Raw genomic sequence first — 16,804 nt, forward strand, 5'->3', positions numbered from 1 at the left:
CGATCGGATCGGGCTCCGCCCGCTGCCGGGTCACGGGGGAGGGCAGGCCTCCCCTCGGCCCTGATAGGTCCTGTAGAGCGGCGACTTGTCCTGCCGCTCCTTCGGGAAGGTCACGACGGGTACCGGTTTGCACACCGGCCAGCGCCCGACCACCGCCTCGTTCCTGGCGCCCTTGTCCAGGCCGATGTTCTCATCGACGAAGGTGAAGACGCCGCTCGCGCCCGGTACGCAGCCGACGCAGCGTTCGGAGGGGCTGCCCCGGCGCAGTGCGTCGTAGACGTCGTCGTGGTCCACGGGGTTGTCCTGGCCGCCCTGGGCCGCGGCGACAGCGGTGCCCACGGCGGTGAGGGCGTCGTGGTACATCACGGCGTAGCCGTCGTTGAGGGCGGCGGCATCCTCCCCGCTGAAGTACTGGCCGTAGGAGGCGGCGAAGTCCCCGAAGAACCTGGGAACCTCCTCGTCACCGCCGCTGCCCGCAACCCAGCGGGGTGCGTCCACGGCGGCCGCGGTCACGATCTCGATGTGGTTCCGCTCGGCGATCTGGCGCATCCGAGGGCTCTCCGTGACCGGGTCACGGCCTGTACTGACGCGCAGGATGCGCAGCGGCTCGGCGTCCGTGCCCCAGTCGCAGGGGCTCCTGTGGTCGAGGGTCTCCAGGAAGGGCCGCAGGTCCGCGTCGCGGCCGGCCAGGAACACCGTCTTGACCCCGGCCGCGCACATCGCGTCCACCGCCTGCCGGAAGTCCTGCGCATCGCCCCGGTCGGACCCCTTGCTGCCCCGGTACACCGCGATCCGCCGCCCCACCGCGTCGTCCGTCCTGATGCCGTACTCCTCGCCGAACTCTTCGAGGAAGACCTTGCGGAGGTTTTCGACGTAGTTGTCGTCCTGCTCGTCGGCGATCAGGAAGGTGTCCTTGCGGTTCACCTCGTTCTCGATCACATAGCGCTTGAGGGCGTCGACGAGCTGGTCGGTGGAGGGCGACACCTTGAAGAGGTAGGAGTGCTCCATCTCGCGGGAGCTGAGCACCGCGCTGACGGCCGGGATCCGCACCTCTTTGTGCCCGAGTCCCTTCTGTACGGATTCGAGCGTGGCCGTGTCGCTGTTGGGAAAGCCGATGGCGGCGACGAGAGGGGCCTTGCCCGTGCGGCGGGCGGCCAGTTCACCGGTCACGGTCTTCCACTGGGTCAGGTCCTCGCCGACGTTGGCGAACAGGAGTTGGACGGCGGTGCCGTCGGTGGCGGCCCCGTGGTTGTGGCCGTACTGGGCGACGTAGGCACCCTGGAGGGCGTGCCGGATCAGCTCCTTCGACATGGCCGCGCCGGGCGTCGTGGAGGTGTACGGCATCATGACGGCGACGCTCACCACGGGCTTGCCCGATTTCCGTGCCGCCTTGTTCTCGCCCTCGATCCGGCCCATGACGTCGGCGAGGTCCGGGTCGAAGGCGTACGCCTCTGCCGTGACGCCGATGCACTCCTCGCCCGCGGCGGTGTCCACCCGCCGCAGCTCCTGGTTCTCGGTGCAGTAGTCGCGGCTGTCCCGGTACGCGTCCAGGCCCCACCATGCACCCGCTCCCACCAGCGCGGAGACCACCACCCACAGGGCCACCACATCGATCAGGCCCAGCACCCGGAAGCGCAGCCGGCTCGGCAGCCAGACCCAGTTGCGGCGGTCCGTACGGCTGCTCATCGCGCCCCTCCCGTTCGCGGCTGGTCGCCCTGCCAGTGGCGTTCGAGGGGCCAGTCCTCGCCGTCCTTCACAGCGCGCGGCCAGCGGATGGCGGCCTGGGCCAGGACCGCGCGACCGGTCAGATGCTGGGCGGAGAGGAAGGACAGGTCCTGCCCTATCCGGTCGACCAACGTCCGGTCCGCCTCCGCCAGTTCATCGGCCGCGTACCACAGAGCGTGCAGGAGCCGGTTGACGGCCTGCTTCTCCAGGCCCACTCCCGGGTCCGCCTGGAGCTGCAGCCGGTCGCGGCGCCCCTTGCCGACCTCCTGGCACTGCTCGAACCAGACGTCTCCGGGCGGCCGTGGCGCATGGGCCACGGTGCGCAGGATGTGCAGCCAGTCGACCGCGTCACCGTCGTCCCGCATGAACTCCGCGTGCAGCCAGTCGACGACTTCCTGTGCCTCTCCCCCGGCGAGCCGGTGCCACAGAAAGCGGGACCGCTCGGCCCGTTCCGCCTGCCCCGAGCGGCCTTCGGCCCGCTGCCGGTGGTGCTCGGCGAGCAGGGCGTGCGCGCTGAACCAGTCGACGCCGCTGCCGCCGCGCCCGCTGCGCATCTGGTGGACGAGCAGGGCGCGCAGGAACCGGTCCGTGATGAACGGCCGGCTGCCGGGTCCCCGGGACCAGCGCTCCCGCTCCAGCTGGGCGGCGGCGCCGTCGGCCGCGGGCAGTCCGTCGATCCGGCGCGGCACCCACCGCTCGGCCAGCTGCTCGGCCGCCTCCCGGTCCCAGGCCAGGGAGAACAGGCACAGTTCGTCGTGGTTCTCGCTGCCGACCAGGGTGTTGAGCAGCCGCCAGATGACGGATTCGCCGACGCCGTCGGGATGGGTCAGATCGAGGAGATCCTCGGCCGTCACCCACCCCTCGGTGCGCGCCTTGCGCACCACGGCGTCGCACAGCCGCCGGGCTCCCATGGGATGGCCGCCGGTCAGATCGTGCACGGCGGTGGCGATGTACGGGTCGAAGGAGGCCTCCTCGTCGCGCCTGAGCATCCGCTCCACGTGCTCCGTGTCGAGCGGTGGCAGCGGCAGCACCAGTACGCCTGCCGAGGGGGCTGAACCGCTGCGCGTCCAGCGGGAGTTGGTACCGACTTCGTGCAGGGAGCGGTACGTGGCCTCCGGGTAGGGGTCGTTCTCCTCGTCGGGGGCGACGTCCCGGGTGGCCGGGTTGTCGTCGCCGCGCAGCTCGGTGGCGATCACGACGAGCTGGTCGCGGGCGTCACGGCTGAGCCGCGCCCGTTGTTCCAGGAGCAGTTCGAGGAAGTCGCGGCCGATGTCGGTGTGCACGTTGTCGAGGAGAAGCAACGGACGCGGGGCGCGGTTCGCCCTCCGGAAAGGCCCGTACCGCACATCCGCGAGGAACGCGGCCATCAGCATGCGCTCTACGCCCCGCCGGAAGCCGCGGCCCTGGTGGAACTCCCGGCAGAGCCGGGCCACGGCCCCCGGGCGCTCCGCGGTCGGCACCGGCCGGGGCCGCGCGTCCGCGCCCGGCGGCAGTCCGCGCAGCCGGTTGTCGGCCTCGCTGCGGTAGCTCTCGTACCAGCCGACGAGGTGACGGGAGGCGAGCCGGCGCGAGCGCCAGCGGTACTGCCGGCCCATATACGTACGCACCGCAGCCTCGGGAAACGCCGCGGGGTCGGGAGTGACACCGTCCGGTGGAACGGGCAGCGCCGGGCGGAAGTGCGAGTCCCAGGTCGGGGGCGGACCGTTGCCCGGCGGGGGTCCCATCAGGGCGGCCGCGTGCCGGTCGGCCACCCGGAGTTCGTCGTCGTTGCCGGGGCGCCGGGCGGACACCACGGCGAGCAGTCCGGCGGTGGTGCGGGGAAAACGGAGCCGCCCGAACCCGGCGACGGGACGGGACAGTTGGGTGACCAGCTCGACCAGGACTTCCACTGCGTGGGAGTTGTTGGAGATCTCCGGGCCTACCCTGACCCGCTCCTCCAGTGCCGCGCAGTTGATCCGCGCGAACGGCACGCGCGGCCCCGGCCAGGGTCCCGCATCGGGCGCGTACGCCTGCTTGAGGTCGTCGAGCAGGGCGCTCTTGCCGGTGCCGTGCCGCCCGCTGAGCAGCACCACCGGCAGATCGTCGGCGAACTCGTGGCGTGGCAGGCGGCGGTGCCGGTCGCGTTCGAGGCCGACGAGGCGCGGCACCAGTTGGCGCAGCAGGGGCTGTCGTGCGTACGCCTCCGGAATCTGGCCCTGCGGCACGAGGGCGGGTCCCGAGGGGTCGCTCATCCCAGCCTCAGCATCGACTGGATGATCTCCGAAACCATGCCGGACGCCATGTCCCTGCCCACCGACCTGGATCCGGCCTGTGCCAGGTCACCGCTGTGCTGCAGGAAGCGCTGCAGCATGCCCGGGTCGGGTTCGGCACCGCGCCGCGAGGCGTCGGTCAGGGCCTCGGCCAGCTCGCGCACCTGTTGCAGTTCGGTATCGCTCTCCGAGAGGTCGGGGCGGGAGGCCTGCACCAGTTGGGCGAGCTGTTCGAAGGAGAGGAACACTCCGGCGCCCTGTTCGGTGACGCCGACGCGCACGGGGGTGGGCAGGCTCAGGTGGTCCTTGGCGTACTCCAGGTCCTCGAAGGTGAGCTGTCGGCCGCAGTAGAAGGCCTCCCTCGTCCAGAGGAAGGCCTCGGCGTTCGACTCGCCGCTCTGGTGTTGTCCGACGCGGTCCCACCAGGCGAAGAGGGCCGCCTTTGCGTATCGGCGGCGGGTGTCGCGGTCGGCGTAGGCCTCGTCCCAGGCCTGCGCCTCCGCGAGGCCTGCGGGGGTTGGGCTGACCAGTGGGGGCACGGCACCTGAGTCGTTGTGCACGGTGATCCAGCCGAGGGCGGCAAGGCGTTCCACGATGCGCTCGACCAGTTCCAGGCTGCATCGCTCGTGGTGTGCGTACGTGTCGCTGGCCACACGTGTGCCGGCGACGCCGTCGCTCTTTTCGGCCAGCCAGCGGAGAAATCGTGCGGATGCGGCTCCCGTCTCGTCGTACACGGGGGAGAGACCATCCGTAGGCACCGCCCGGGATCCGATCACTCGTCCGCCCCCCAACTCCCGTGACCAGCCATGGCCGTTCGTCTTCCCCGAAGTGCTCAGTCACACACGTGGCACTTTGGGTTCTTTGAGATCAACCACGAACCCGGCCATCCGGTCGCCTCAGGCACCACGTCTCCCCCCTCCACAACCCCGACTACCGGGCGGTAATGTCGCCACCCGCCGGACGGAACGAGCACGAGACCGGCAGGTGAGCGCGAAGGGGCCCCTCATGGCGACGGACATGCCCGCAGAGACCATGCCTGCGGACGTCATGCCTGCATCGGCTGTGCCTGAATCGGCTGTGCCCGCATCAGCTGTGCCTGCAGATGCCATGCCTGCGGATGCCATGCCTGGGCAGGCGACGGGCGCGGACGAGCGGTGGCAGCGGATGTGGAGTCACCGGGAGCATCTGCTCAAGGTGGCGCGGCGCAGGTCGATGAGCCTGGAGGACGCGGAGGACGCCGTACACGAGGCGATGCTGCGGGCGGCGGAACGTCCCGACCTGGACGATGAGCGGCTCGCGGCCTGGTTGACGACGGTGACGATGCGGCTGTGTGTGGACCGGTACCGGCAGGTCAACCGTGAGGCGGAGGTCCGTACGAGTCCGACGTTGATCGCGCCCGGTCCTGTGCCCGTCGAGGAGGCGGTGTGCGACCGGGCCGAGGCCGTGTGGCTGGCCGTACGCAGCGGGGAGCTGCCTGCGCGTCAGGCGGAGGCGTTGCGGCTGAAGTCGGAGGATCTGGACGTTTCGCAGGTCGCCGTGCGCATGGGGCTCAGCTATCGGACCGTCGAGTCGCTGTTGGCGCGGGCGCGGCGGACGTTGCGTAACTCGCTGGCCGCGACGCTTGGGTTTGTGCTGTTTCTGGTGGGGCGGGGGCAGCCGCGTGGGGGCGGGCGGACGCAGGTGGTTGCTGCCGCCTCTACGGCGGCTGCCACGCTCGCGGTGGCGGGGTTTGTGTTGCCGTACGTGTACGACGGGGGTGGGGGCGGGTCTGCTCCGCGGCCCGGGGTGTCGGGGCCGGCCGAGGAGGTCCGGCCTGACGGGCCCGGCCGGGCGCCCGCCGCCGACGGGCGGTCGGCGGTCCCGGGCGCGGCGGCGTCGCCCGAGCCGGGGGCGTCGCCTTCGGCCGACGACCGGCCGCTCGTCCCCGTGTCGGTGCCGCCGCTGCCGGAGGTCTCGCTGCCGGAGCTGCCGGCGCCGGATGTTCCGGGGTTGCCGGGGGTGTCCGGGCTTCCGGACGTCTCCGGCACGCCCGAGCTGCCGGGCACGTCCGGTGACGCGGCCCGGCCGGGCAAGTTCTCCGGGACCAGGGTCCCGGACGCGGCCGACGTGCCGTCGATGGACGCTCCCACCCCGAGCCCGCTTCCCTAGACGAAGACGGTTCGATGGCAGCTGCGGGTCCGTCGTGGCTGGTCGCGCAGTTCCCCGCGCCCCTGTGGGGCGCAATCCCGCACCCGACTTCGGCAGTCCGCGGCGTCCCGGGAACTCGCCCGAAACTGCGGGTGCGTCGTGGCTTGTCGCGCAGTTCCCCGCGCCCCTTCGGGGCGCGATCCCGCACCCGACTTCGGCAGGTCCGCGGCGTCCTGCGAACCCGCCCCAAGCTGCGGGTGCGTCGTGGCTTGTCGCGCAGTTCCCCGCGCCCCTTCGGGGCGCGATCCCGCACCCGACTTCGGCAGGTCCGCGGCGTCCTGCGAACCCGCCCCAAGCTGCGGGTGCGTCGTGGCTTGTCGCGCAGTTCCCCGCGCCCCTTCGGGGCGCGATCCCGCACCCGACTTCGGCAGGTCCGCGGCGTCCTGCGAACCCGCCCGAAGCCGACGTGCCGGCGCACCCGCCCCGAGCCCGCTTCCCAAAGCGCTCCGCGGGAAGTGCCGTTCGAAGCTGCGGGTCCGTCGTGGCTGGTCGCGCCCCGCGGCGGAGCCGCAAACAGACACAGCCCCGCGCCCCTTTGGGGCGCGATCCCGCACCCGAGTTCGGCCAGTTCGCCCAGCTAGGCCTGGCCGCACGGCACATCTGCTCGCGCGCCCTCCGCGCCCCTGAAGGAGGCCGCAGGCCTTCCTTCAGGGGCGCGGGGCTGTCACATCATGCGGCTCCGCCGCGTGGGCGCGACCAGCCACAGCGAACCCGCTGCGTCAAACCCCCCTCAAAAAAATCCGCCTCCGTCGCGACGGACGCCCCGCCCCTCCCCGTAGAGCAGATGTCGGAGCTGCTCCACGGCTGGTTGAAGGGCGGGACGGATGGGTGTCGAGATCTGTGTGGAAGGGCTGACCAAGTCCTTCGGGCAGCAGGTCATCTGGCAGGACGTGTCGTTGACGCTGCCTGCCGGGGAGGTCTCCGTCATGCTCGGGCCCTCGGGTACGGGCAAGTCGGTGTTCCTCAAGACGCTCGTGGGGCTGTTGAAGCCGGAGCGGGGGTCCATCACGATCCAGGGCCGGGACCTCACCAAGCTCCGTGAGCACGAGCTTTACGAGGTTCGGAAGCTGTTCGGCGTGCTGTTTCAGGACGGCGCGCTGTTCGGGTCGATGAACCTGTACGACAACATCGCCTTTCCGCTGCGCGAGCACACCCGTAAGCCGGAGAGCGAGATCCGGCGGATCGTGCTCGAGAAGATGGACATGGTCGGGCTCATCGGCGCGGAGGAGAAGCTGCCCGGCGAGATATCCGGCGGCATGCGCAAGCGGGCAGGCCTCGCCCGCGCCCTGGTTCTCGACCCCGAGATCATCCTCTTCGACGAGCCCGACTCAGGCCTCGACCCCGTCCGCGTCGCCTACCTCAACCAGCTCATCGTCGACCTCAACGCCCAGATCGACGCGACCTTCCTGATCGTCACGCACGACATCGCCTCGGCCCGCCAAGTGCCGGACAACATCGGGCTGTTGTTCCGCCGCGAGCTGGTGATGTTCGGGCCCCGCGAGAAGCTGCTGACCAGTGACGAACCCGTCGTACGGCAGTTCCTGAACGGCCGGATGCAGGGGCCGATCGGCATGGCGGAGGAGAAGGACGCCGCCCAGGTCGAGCAGGAGCTGGCCCAACTCCGAAAAGGCGCAGACCCGGACGGCACAGGCGCGCCCACCAAGACACCCGGCAGTCAGGTCATGACTCCCCGCCTGCTGCCGGGCCCAGGCATCACCCGCCCACCCCGCTGGCAGGCGATCGCACGACGCGAGGCCGAGTTGCACGGCAACCACGGGCACCGCAGCAGGGAGGTGGCCGGCGCATGAGCCTGTCGCCGACCGGTGCGCTCAGACAGTCCGGGAACCTGTTCGCGATGGCCCTGGATGTCTTCCGGACCATGCCCCGACGTCCCTTCCAGGCAAGGGAGTTCATCCAGCAGGCCTGGTTCGTCGCCAGCGTGACCATCCTGCCGACGGCCCTCGTATCGATCCCGTTCGGTGCGGTCATCGCGCTGCAGATCGGCAGCCTTACGCGGCAGTTGGGCGCCCAGTCCTTCTCCGGCGCCGCCTCGGTACTCGCCGTGCTGCGCGAGGCCTCGCCGATCGTCACGGCACTGCTGATCGCGGGTGCGGGCGGTACGGCGATCTGCGCGGACCTCGGGGCGCGCAAGATCCGGGACGAGATCGACGCGATGCAGGTGCTCGGCATCGACCCGATCCACCGGCTGGTCGTCCCCCGGGTGCTGGCCTCGATGCTGGTGGCCGTACTGCTCAACGGGCTCGTCTCGGTCGTCGGCGTCGCGGGCGGCTACTTCTTCAACGTCATCCTGCAGAACGGCACCCCCGGCGCCTACCTGGCCTCCTTCACCACCCTCGCCCAGCTCTCCGATCTCTGGGCGGCCGAGATCAAGGCCCTCGTCTTCGGAGCGATCGCCGGAATCGTCGCCTCGTACAAGGGACTGACCGCGAAGGGCGGTCCCAAGGGCGTGGGCGACGCGGTGAACCAGTCGGTGGTGATCACCTTCATGTTGCTGTTCGTGACGAACTTCGTGATGACCGCCGTGTACTTCCAAGTCGTTCCGCAGAGGGGCTAGTCGATGCGACTTCTCGACCGCCCGCTTCGGTCACTCGAAGAGCTGGGCAGCCAACTGGTCTTCTACGGACGCTCGTTGGCGTGGACCGGGCGCACTCTGCGCCGCTACAAGAAGGAGATCCTGCGGCTGCTCGCCGAGGTGAGCTTCGGCCGCGGCGCGCTCGCCGTGGTCGGCGGCACGGTCGGTGTCATCGCGTTCCTGTCGTTCTTCACCGGCACGGAGGTCGGCCTCCAGGGGTACGCGGCGCTCAACCAGCTCGGCACCTCCAACTTCGTGGCGTTCCTGTCGGCGTACTTCAACACCCGGGAGATCGCCCCGCTCGTCGCCGGGCTCGCGCTGTCCGCCACCGTGGGCGCCGGGTTCACCGCCCAGCTCGGCGCGATGCGGATCAGCGAGGAGACCGACGCGCTCGAAGTCATGGGCGTTCCGTCGCTGCCGTTCCTGGTGACGACCCGGATGATCGCCGGGTTCGTCGCCGTGATCCCGCTGTACGTGGTCGGGCTGCTGTCCTCGTACTTCGCCGCCCGCACCATCACCACCGGCTACTACGGGCAGTCGGCGGGCACGTACGACCACTACTTCCAGCAGTATCTGCCGCCGGTCGACGTGTTCTGGTCGTTCGGCAAGGTGATCGTCTTCGCCGTTCTGATCATCCTCGTGCACTGCTACTACGGCTACTACGCGAGCGGCGGACCGGCGGGCGTCGGCGTCGCGGTGGGCCGCGCCGTGCGGACGTCGATCGTCGCCATCAACGTCCTGGACTTCTTCCTGAGCCTCGCTATCTGGGGCGCCAACACGACCGTACGGATCGCGGGGTGAGTGCCATGAGAGTCGCGAAAGTATTGAGACTGCGGTTGTACGGCCTTGTCTTCATCGCCGTGCTCGCGCTGCTGCTGTCGCTCGCCGTGGCCGTCTACCAGCAAGCGTTCACCCCCGTCGTGCGCATCACGCTGGAGGCCGACAGCCTCGGCAACCAGCTCGATCCGCGCGCCGACGTCAAGCTGCGCGGGCTGCTGGTGGGCGAGGTGCGGGCGGTGCGGGCCGATGGCGAGAAGGCCACGCTCGACATCGCGCTCAAGCCGGAGCATGTCGCGCACATTCCCGCCGACGTACACGCGCGGCTGCTGCCCAAGACGCTGTTCGGCGAGAAGTACGTCGACCTCGTGGCGCCCCGGGGCACGAACGCCCGGGCCATCCGCGCCGGCGACGTCATCACCCAGGACCGTACGAAGGTCGGTATCGAGTTGCAGCAACTGCTGAACGATCTGCTGCCGTTGCTGCGGACCGTGCAGCCCGGCAAGCTCAACGCCACGCTCGCGGCGTTCTCCACCGCGCTGGAGGGGCGCGGCGACCGGATCGGCGACAACCTCGTCCGCGTCGAGGACTACCTGCGCCAACTCAACCCGCACATGCCGTCGTTGAGGGAAGACATCGCACGGTTCGCCGACGTCGCCGAGGTGTACGGCGACGCGGCGCCCGACCTGATGGAGATACTGCGCAACACCGTCACCACCAGCCGCACCCTCGTGGAGAAGCGGGACCAACTGGCCGCCGCGCTCACCGCGACCACCGGTGTCGCGGGCACCGCGGACGACTTCCTCGACGAGAACGGCGACCGGCTGATCACCCTCGGCCGGGTCTCCCGCCCCACGCTGGACCTCTTCGCCCGCTACTCCCCCGAGTACCCCTGCCTCCTCGAAGGCCTGGTCCGGCAGGAGGAAGCGTCCGAGGAGGCGTTCCGCGGCGGCAAGATGCGTATCACCCTCGAAGTCGTCCAGCAGCGGCCCGCATACGAACCGGGTGAGGAGCCGCGCTACGGCGAGCGGTCCGGGCCCGATTGCCGGGGTCTTCCCCACCCGCGGGTGCCCGCACCGCACACGAAGCTCAACGACGGTACGAAATCGGGGAGTTCGGGCAACGGCCTGCCCGGCGGCATCGAGGTGTCCGCCACCGAGGCCGAACAGCGCGCGGTCGGCTCCCTCGTGGCGCCCGCCATGGGCGTGCCCGTCGATGAGGTGCCGCCGGTGGCGACCCTGCTGTTCGGCCCGATGGCACGCGGGACGGCGGTGAGCGTCGCATGAGGGCAGGTCGTACGAAGGCGACCGGCGCCCGGCAGGCCGCCGCGCCGCTCGTCAAGTTCAGCCTCTTCGCGGTGGTGACGATCCTGGCCACGGCCCTGCTTGCCGCCACCATCGTCAACATCTCCTTCACTCCTGAGCACACGTACCGCGCGGTGTTCAGCGACGTCACGGGCCTGGAGGAGGGCGACGACATACGGGTGGCCGGTGTGCGGGTCGGCGAGGTCGACGGCATCCGGATCAAGGACCGTACGCGGGCGGAGGTGAGCTTCACCGTCAGCGCGGACCGTCCGCTGCTGCGCAGCACCGGCGCGGTCGTCCGCTACCGGAATCTGGTCGGACAGCGGTACATCGCGCTGACCGAGGGAACGGGCGACGGAACCCGGCTGCGGCCCGGCGGCACGATCCCGCTGTCCCGGACCCAACCCGCCCTGGACCTCAACGCGCTACTGAACGGCTTCAAGCCGCTGTTCGCCGCGCTCAGCCCCAAGGACGTCAACCAGCTCGCCACCGAGATCATCAAGACCCTTCAGGGCGAGGGCGGCACCGTCAACAGCCTCCTCGCGCACACGGCTTCGCTCACCACCACGCTCGCGAACCGCGACCAGCTGATCGGCTCCGTCATCGACAACCTCAACACCGTGCTGAAGACGCTCGACCGGCGCGGCGCCCGCTTCTCCGGACTGCTCAAGCAGTTGCGGCGGGTGATCTCCGGACTGTCCGCCGACCGCAAGCCCATCGGCGACTCGCTGGTGAGCATCGGCGACCTGGCCGCGGCCACCTCGGGACTGCTCGAGGACGCGCGGCCTCCCCTGAAGGACGACATCAGCGAGCTGACCGATCTGACCGGAACGCTGAACAAGAACGAGAAGACCGTGGAGGGCGTCCTGCAGCGGCTGCCGAACAAGCTCAACGAGCTGACGGGGACGGCGTCCTACGGCTCGTGGTTCAACTTCTACCTCTGTGACTTCGACGGCCGGATCGTGCTGCCGAAGACGAAGCAGGTGCTGACTCCTGAGATGCACGTGGCGAGGGCGAGGTGTGGCGGATGAGCCGCAAGCATCGTCCGGAGCCCTTGATGAGGGTGCGCATCGATCCGCCGAGGCTGCCGAGGTTTCTGCGGCCAAGGCTGCCGAGACTGCCGAGACCGCCGCGGATCCTGCCGGTGAGGCGGCCACGGGTACGAATACGGCTCCTACCGCGCCTGATCCCCTTCCGGGACCGCAACCCCGTAGTCATCGGCGCCGCCGGACTCACCACCCTCACGCTGCTGACCTTCGCCGCGTTCAACGCCGACAGCCTTCCGCTGATCGGCGGCGGCCGGACGTACAGCGCGGCCTTCTCGGAAGCGGGCGGTCTCAAGCCGGGCGACGAGGTGCGGATCGCCGGGGTCAAGGTCGGCAAGGTCGAGGAGGTCGACCTGGACGGCGATCACGTCAAGGTCACCTTCAAGGTCAAGGGCGAGCCGGCCTTCGGGACGGCGACCGGTGCGTCGATCCGCGTCAAGACGATCCTCGGCGCCAAATACCTCGCGCTGCATCCGAAAGGCCCGGGTCAGCTGAAGCCCGGCAATGAAATCCCGCTCCGCCGCACGGTCGCCGCGTACGACGTCGTGCAGGCCTTCAGCGATCTGACCACCACGACCGAGGAGGTCGACACGGAGCGGCTCGCGCAGGCGCTGGACACCATCTCCACCACCTTCCAGGACTCGCCCGCCGAGGTGCGGGCGTCCATCAAGGGGCTGTCGCGGATCTCGAAGACCGTGGCCTCGCGCGACAAGGCGCTGCGCGAACTCCTCGACCACGCGAACGGCGTCACCGGTGTGCTGGCCGACCGTTCCGAGGACTTCTCCGCGCTGGTCAAGGACGGCGACAAGCTGTTCAAGGAGATCAACAAGCGGCGTACGGCGATCCACAACCTCCTCAAGAGCTCCGCCGCACTCGGCATCCAGCTCTCCGGCCTGGTCGAGGACAACCAGAAGGAGATCGGGCCCGCCCTCAAGGGCCTCAACACCTTCGTGAAGATGCTCGAACGCAACCAGTCGAGCCTCGATCGGAGCGTCAAACTGCTCGCGCCGTACGTGCGGGTCTTCACCAACACCCTCGGCAACGGCCGCTGGTTCGACAGTTACATCCAGAACATGGTCGCCGCTCCGGTGGTCCCGCGGACGGGGGGCTCGCGATGAAGTCGTCACTGGGGAGTTCACCCATAGCTCGCCGCCTGGCTCTGGTCACCGCACTGGCCGTGGTCGCCACACTCACCGTCGTCCTGTGGCCGCGCTCCGAACCCGTACGCGTCACCGCGTACTTCCCGCGCACCGTCGGCATCTACCCCGGCTCGGACGTCCGCGTCCTCGGTGTCCGGATCGGCGAGGTCAAGAAGATCACGCCGGAGGGCAAGCGGGTGCGGGTCGAGTTCGAGTACGAGGAGGGGCGCAAGCTGCCGGCCGACGCGAAGGCGGCGATCATCAACTCCTCGGTGGTCAGCGACCGTTACGTACAGCTGCTGCCGGTGTACCGGAAGGGCCCGGTGCTGCGGGACGGAGACGTGATCCCGGAGGCGCGTACGGCCGTACCGGTCGAGCTGGACCGGATCTTCGACAGTCTGCACACCACGTCGGAGGCGCTCGGCCCGAAGGGCGCGAACAAGGACGGCGCGCTGTCACGACTGCTGGGGGTGAGCGCGGACAACCTCGACGGGCAGGGCGAGAACCTGAACCAGACGGTCGAGGACCTGTCGCAGGCCGTCACGACCCTGTCCGACGGGCGGGGCGACCTGTTCGGGACCGTACGCAACTTGCAGGTGTTCACAGCCGCGCTGGCGGCCGACGACAAGAGCGTGCGGTCGTTCAACGGCAGTCTCGCCAAGGTGGCGAAGCAGCTCGCCGGGGAGCGCAAGGACCTCGCGGCGGCGCTGAAGCACCTGGGGACGGCCCTCGGTGACATCTCCGACTTCGTGAAGAAGAACAAGAAATCGCTGCGCTCGAACGTGAAGGGCCTCAGCAAGGTCACCAAGGTCCTCGTCACCCAACGGGCCGCGCTGGAGGAGCTGTTGGAGGTCACACCGACCGGACTGTCCAATCTCCAGAACGCCTACAACGCGTCCGCCGGCACCCTCGACACCCGCAACAACCCGGACCACTCGCAGGACCCGGCCGCGCTGCTGTGCTCCCTGCTGAAGACAACCGGGGACGCGGGCGGCAAGAACCCGGACTGCGGGGAATTGGAGAAGCTCTTCGACTCCCTGCCCGAGGTGCCGAGTGCCCCGGCCGTGCCGAGCACGGGCACGGTCGACCGGACGCTCGGCGGAATCCTGGGGGCCGACGCATGAGCGGGCCGCGCATGAGCATGTGGCGGAAGAGCGGGGTGGTCGCGTGGGCGGCGGTCGGTTCGGTGCTGCTGACCGGCTGCGAGTTCAACGGCTGGTACGACGTCGAGCTGCCCGGCGGCGCCGCCGCGGACGGCCACGCCTACCACGTCACGGTCGAGTTCAGGGACGTACTGGACCTGGTGCCGCAGTCGGCGGTCAAGGTCAACAACGTCACCGTGGGCGCGGTCGAGAAGGTCGAACTGGCCGGCTGGCACGCGCGCGTACGACTGCGGGTCGCCGACTCGGTGAAGCTCCCCGGCAACGCGGTCGCCGAGCTGCGGCAGACCAGCATGCTCGGCGAGAAGTACGTGGCGCTGTCCGCCCCGCCGGACGCCGATCCCGTGGGCCGGCTCGGTGACGGCGACCGGATCCCGCTGTCCCGCAGCGGCCGGAACCCGGAGATCGAGGAGGTGCTGTCCGCCCTGTCCGCGCTCCTCAACGGCGGCGGAGTGGCCCAGCTCAAGACCATCACCGTGGAACTCAACAAGGCCCTGGCCGGCCGGGAGAACCGGGTCAAGTCCCTGCTCAAGGAGCTCAACACCTTCATCGGCGGCCTGGACAAGCAGCGCAAGGACATCGTGCGCGCACTCGAGGGCATCGACCGGCTGGCGAAACGGCTCGGGAAGGAGAAGAAGACCATCGCCCGGGCCGTCGACACCATGCCGCCCGCGCTGAAGGTCCTCGCCGACCAGCGACGCGACCTGACGAGGATGCTCACGGCGCTGTCGAAGCTCGGCAAGACGGGCACCAAGGTCATCAACGCCTCGCGGGACGACACGGTCGCGAACCTGAAGCAGCTCAGGCCGATCCTGCAACAACTCAACAAGGCGGGTGACGATCTGCCCAACTCCCTTGAGCTGCTGACCACTTACCCGTTTCCGCGCAACGCGGTGGACGCCGTCAAGGGCGACTATGTCAACCTCAAGATCACCGCAGACCTCGATCTCGAGGGCATCTACGGCAACCTCACCGACAAGCCCGGAGAAGGGGACGGGAAGGACAAGGGCCAGGACGACAGACCCGAGGTACCGGATCTGCCCGGACTCCCGGACGTACCGGACGTACCCGACCTGCCGGATGTGCCGACCCCCACAGGGCTGCCGAGCACGCCGAACCTGCCCGACTCGCCCGACGACCCTTCGGCGCCTTCGAGCGGCGGCCCGCTCTGCCCACCGGTGTGCACCAGCAGTTACGCCGCCCACGGGACCTCAGCTTCAGGCGGACTTCCGTCAGGGATCGACCTCGCGCTCGCGGAGCTCATGCTGAAGGGGATACAGCCGTGATCACACGTACGGTCAAGGCCCAGCTGCTCGCCTTCGCCACCGTCACCGCCGTCGGGGTGTCGTACGTCGGCGCCCAATACACGGGCCTGGTGGACGAACTCCTCGACCGCGGCTACACCGTACGGGCCGACTTCGCCGACTCCGGGGGCATCTTCGCCGGTGCCGAGGTGACGTACCGCGGGGTGCCGGTGGGCCGGGTCGGCGCGCTGCGGCTCACCGGCTCCGAGGGCGTCTCGGTGTCGCTCGACATCAAGGGCGACGGGCCGCGCATCCCGGCGGACACGCTGGCCGTGGTGGCGAACCGTTCGGCGGTGGGCGAGCAGTACGTCGATCTGCAGCCGCGCGACTCCGGCGGCCCGTATCTGCTCGACGGCAGCTCGATCCCACGGGAGAGCACGCGGGTTCCGCTGCCCACCACGGACATGGTCCTCAGTCTGGACCGGCTGGTCACCTCGGTCGGCAAGGACGATCTGCGGGTCACCGTCGACGAGTTGGGCAAGGCCTTCGCCGGCACCGGACCGTCGCTGAGCCGCCTTGTGGACTCGGGCAACGCGCTCGTGGAGTCGGCGTCCGGCTCGCTCCCGCAGACGGTCTCGCTGATCGAGGACTCGCGGAAGGTGCTCAAGACGCAGGCCGACCAGGGCTCGTCCATCAAGTCGTTCTCCCGCGATCTCGCGGCGCTCACCGCGGAGTTGAAGTCGAGCGACGGCGACCTGCGCAAGCTGATCGGCAACACGGCACCGGCCGCGCAGGAGGTCAACTCGCTGCTCAAGTCCACCGGGCCGGATCTACGGGTCCTCCTGGCCAACCTGATCAGCGGCGGCCAGGTCACGGTGGCCCGGCTGCCCGGCGTGGAGCAGGCCCTCGTCACCTTCCCGGTGGTGGTCGCCGGCAGCTACACCGTCATCCCGGGCGACGGCACCACCCACTTCGGCCTGGTCCTCAACGCCGACGACCCGCCCGCGTGCACCGAGGGCTACGGGACGGCGCGGCGCGACCCCGCGGACACGAGCACGCGCCCGGCGAACACCGACGCGCGCTGCACGGCTCCGCGGGGCGGGGGCACGTCGGTGCGGGGGGCGCAGAACGCGCCCGGTGCGTCGGACGGGTCCGGTTCCGGTTCCGGCGGTGCCGACCGGGCGGCGTACGTCGCGCCGTACGACCCGGAGACCGGCACGGCGACCGGCCCGGACGGAACGCCTGTCGAGATCGGCTCGACGGGCGGGCAACAGACCGTGTTTGGAAGGGAGTCGTGGCAATGGCTGCTAGTGGGACCGATGGCGTGACCGGAAGGCTGCAAGCGCTGAGGGTCTGGGCGTGGGCTGGGGTGCAGGCCGC

Annotated in this window: 13 protein-coding genes; 10 read left to right on the forward strand and 3 right to left on the reverse strand. The window is 70.0% G+C overall.

Annotated features, from left to right (window positions below; all coding sequences use genetic code 11):
* Window positions 1–30: 30 nt before the first annotated feature.
* From OHT21_RS09000 to OHT21_RS09010, 3 genes are read right to left on the reverse strand one after another with little or no spacing between them, the layout of a single operon-like run.
* Window positions 31–1,686, reverse strand: a complete 1,656-nt coding sequence (locus tag OHT21_RS09000) for a hypothetical protein (RefSeq protein ID WP_328767733.1) — start codon at window positions 1,684–1,686, stop codon at window positions 31–33.
* Window positions 1,683–3,956, reverse strand: a complete 2,274-nt coding sequence (locus OHT21_RS09005) for a hypothetical protein (RefSeq protein WP_328767734.1) — start codon at window positions 3,954–3,956, stop codon at window positions 1,683–1,685. Before OHT21_RS09005 ends, OHT21_RS09000 begins: the two co-directional genes overlap by 4 nt.
* Window positions 3,953–4,732 carry a hypothetical protein gene (locus OHT21_RS09010; protein ID WP_328767735.1) on the reverse strand — a complete coding sequence of 260 codons (780 nt, stop codon included), beginning with the start codon at window positions 4,730–4,732 and terminating at the stop codon, window positions 3,953–3,955. Before OHT21_RS09010 ends, OHT21_RS09005 begins: the two co-directional genes overlap by 4 nt.
* Window positions 4,733–5,081: 349 nt before the next feature.
* Here OHT21_RS09010 and OHT21_RS09015 point away from each other — a divergent pair, with 349 nt between their 5' ends.
* From OHT21_RS09015 to OHT21_RS09060, 10 genes are all read left to right on the forward strand, one after another.
* A complete protein-coding gene (locus tag OHT21_RS09015; protein WP_328767736.1) occupies window positions 5,082–6,122 on the forward strand; it encodes an RNA polymerase sigma factor in 1,041 nt (346 codons plus the stop codon).
* Window positions 6,123–6,985: 863 nt separating this feature from the next.
* Window positions 6,986–7,969: an ABC transporter ATP-binding protein gene (locus tag OHT21_RS09020; RefSeq protein WP_328767737.1), complete on the forward strand. Its 984-nt coding sequence runs from the start codon at window positions 6,986–6,988 to the stop codon at window positions 7,967–7,969.
* A complete protein-coding gene (locus OHT21_RS09025; RefSeq protein WP_328767738.1) occupies window positions 7,966–8,736 on the forward strand; it encodes an MlaE family ABC transporter permease in 771 nt (256 codons plus the stop codon). Before OHT21_RS09020 ends, OHT21_RS09025 begins: the two co-directional genes overlap by 4 nt.
* Window positions 8,737–8,739: 3 nt before the next feature.
* On the forward strand, window positions 8,740–9,555 hold the full coding sequence (locus tag OHT21_RS09030; protein ID WP_328767739.1) for an MlaE family ABC transporter permease: 816 nt from the start codon (window positions 8,740–8,742) through the stop codon (window positions 9,553–9,555).
* A gap of 5 nt (window positions 9,556–9,560) precedes the next feature.
* Window positions 9,561–10,817: an MCE family protein gene (locus tag OHT21_RS09035; RefSeq protein ID WP_328767740.1), complete on the forward strand. Its 1,257-nt coding sequence runs from the start codon at window positions 9,561–9,563 to the stop codon at window positions 10,815–10,817.
* Window positions 10,814–11,866: an MlaD family protein gene (locus tag OHT21_RS09040; protein ID WP_328767741.1), complete on the forward strand. Its 1,053-nt coding sequence runs from the start codon at window positions 10,814–10,816 to the stop codon at window positions 11,864–11,866. Before OHT21_RS09035 ends, OHT21_RS09040 begins: the two co-directional genes overlap by 4 nt.
* A 152-nt stretch (window positions 11,867–12,018) precedes the next feature.
* A complete protein-coding gene (locus OHT21_RS09045) occupies window positions 12,019–12,999 on the forward strand; it encodes an MCE family protein (RefSeq protein WP_328774011.1) in 981 nt (326 codons plus the stop codon).
* Window positions 12,996–14,144: an MCE family protein gene (locus tag OHT21_RS09050; RefSeq protein ID WP_328767742.1), complete on the forward strand. Its 1,149-nt coding sequence runs from the start codon at window positions 12,996–12,998 to the stop codon at window positions 14,142–14,144. The genes OHT21_RS09045 and OHT21_RS09050 overlap by 4 nt, the downstream gene beginning before the upstream one ends.
* Before the next feature lie 11 nt (window positions 14,145–14,155).
* Window positions 14,156–15,466, forward strand: coding sequence for an MCE family protein (locus tag OHT21_RS09055; protein WP_328767743.1), 1,311 nt, complete (start codon window positions 14,156–14,158; stop codon window positions 15,464–15,466).
* On the forward strand, window positions 15,463–16,752 hold the full coding sequence (locus tag OHT21_RS09060) for an MlaD family protein (protein ID WP_328767744.1): 1,290 nt from the start codon (window positions 15,463–15,465) through the stop codon (window positions 16,750–16,752). Before OHT21_RS09055 ends, OHT21_RS09060 begins: the two co-directional genes overlap by 4 nt.
* Window positions 16,753–16,804 lie beyond the last annotated feature (52 nt).

Source organism: Streptomyces sp. NBC_00286 (assembly GCF_036173125.1).
GTDB lineage: Bacteria > Actinomycetota > Actinomycetes > Streptomycetales > Streptomycetaceae > Streptomyces.

Excerpts from the sequence above, each read along its gene's own strand:
- OHT21_RS09000 (WP_328767733.1), bottom strand. The coding sequence starts at position 1,686 with ATGAGCAGCCGTACGGACCGCCGCAACTGGGTCTGGCTGCCGAGCCGG.
- OHT21_RS09040 (WP_328767741.1), top strand. The coding sequence starts at position 10,814 with ATGAGGGCAGGTCGTACGAAGGCGACCGGCGCCCGGCAGGCCGCCGCG.
- OHT21_RS09035 (WP_328767740.1), top strand. The coding sequence starts at position 9,561 with ATGAGAGTCGCGAAAGTATTGAGACTGCGGTTGTACGGCCTTGTCTTC.
- OHT21_RS09005 (WP_328767734.1), bottom strand. The coding sequence starts at position 3,956 with ATGAGCGACCCCTCGGGACCCGCCCTCGTGCCGCAGGGCCAGATTCCG.
- OHT21_RS09025 (WP_328767738.1), top strand. The coding sequence starts at position 7,966 with ATGAGCCTGTCGCCGACCGGTGCGCTCAGACAGTCCGGGAACCTGTTC.
- OHT21_RS09015 (WP_328767736.1), top strand. The coding sequence starts at position 5,082 with ATGCCTGCGGATGCCATGCCTGGGCAGGCGACGGGCGCGGACGAGCGG.
- OHT21_RS09020 (WP_328767737.1), top strand. The coding sequence starts at position 6,986 with ATGGGTGTCGAGATCTGTGTGGAAGGGCTGACCAAGTCCTTCGGGCAG.
- OHT21_RS09055 (WP_328767743.1), top strand. The coding sequence starts at position 14,156 with ATGAGCATGTGGCGGAAGAGCGGGGTGGTCGCGTGGGCGGCGGTCGGT.
- OHT21_RS09030 (WP_328767739.1), top strand. The coding sequence starts at position 8,740 with ATGCGACTTCTCGACCGCCCGCTTCGGTCACTCGAAGAGCTGGGCAGC.
- OHT21_RS09050 (WP_328767742.1), top strand. The coding sequence starts at position 12,996 with ATGAAGTCGTCACTGGGGAGTTCACCCATAGCTCGCCGCCTGGCTCTG.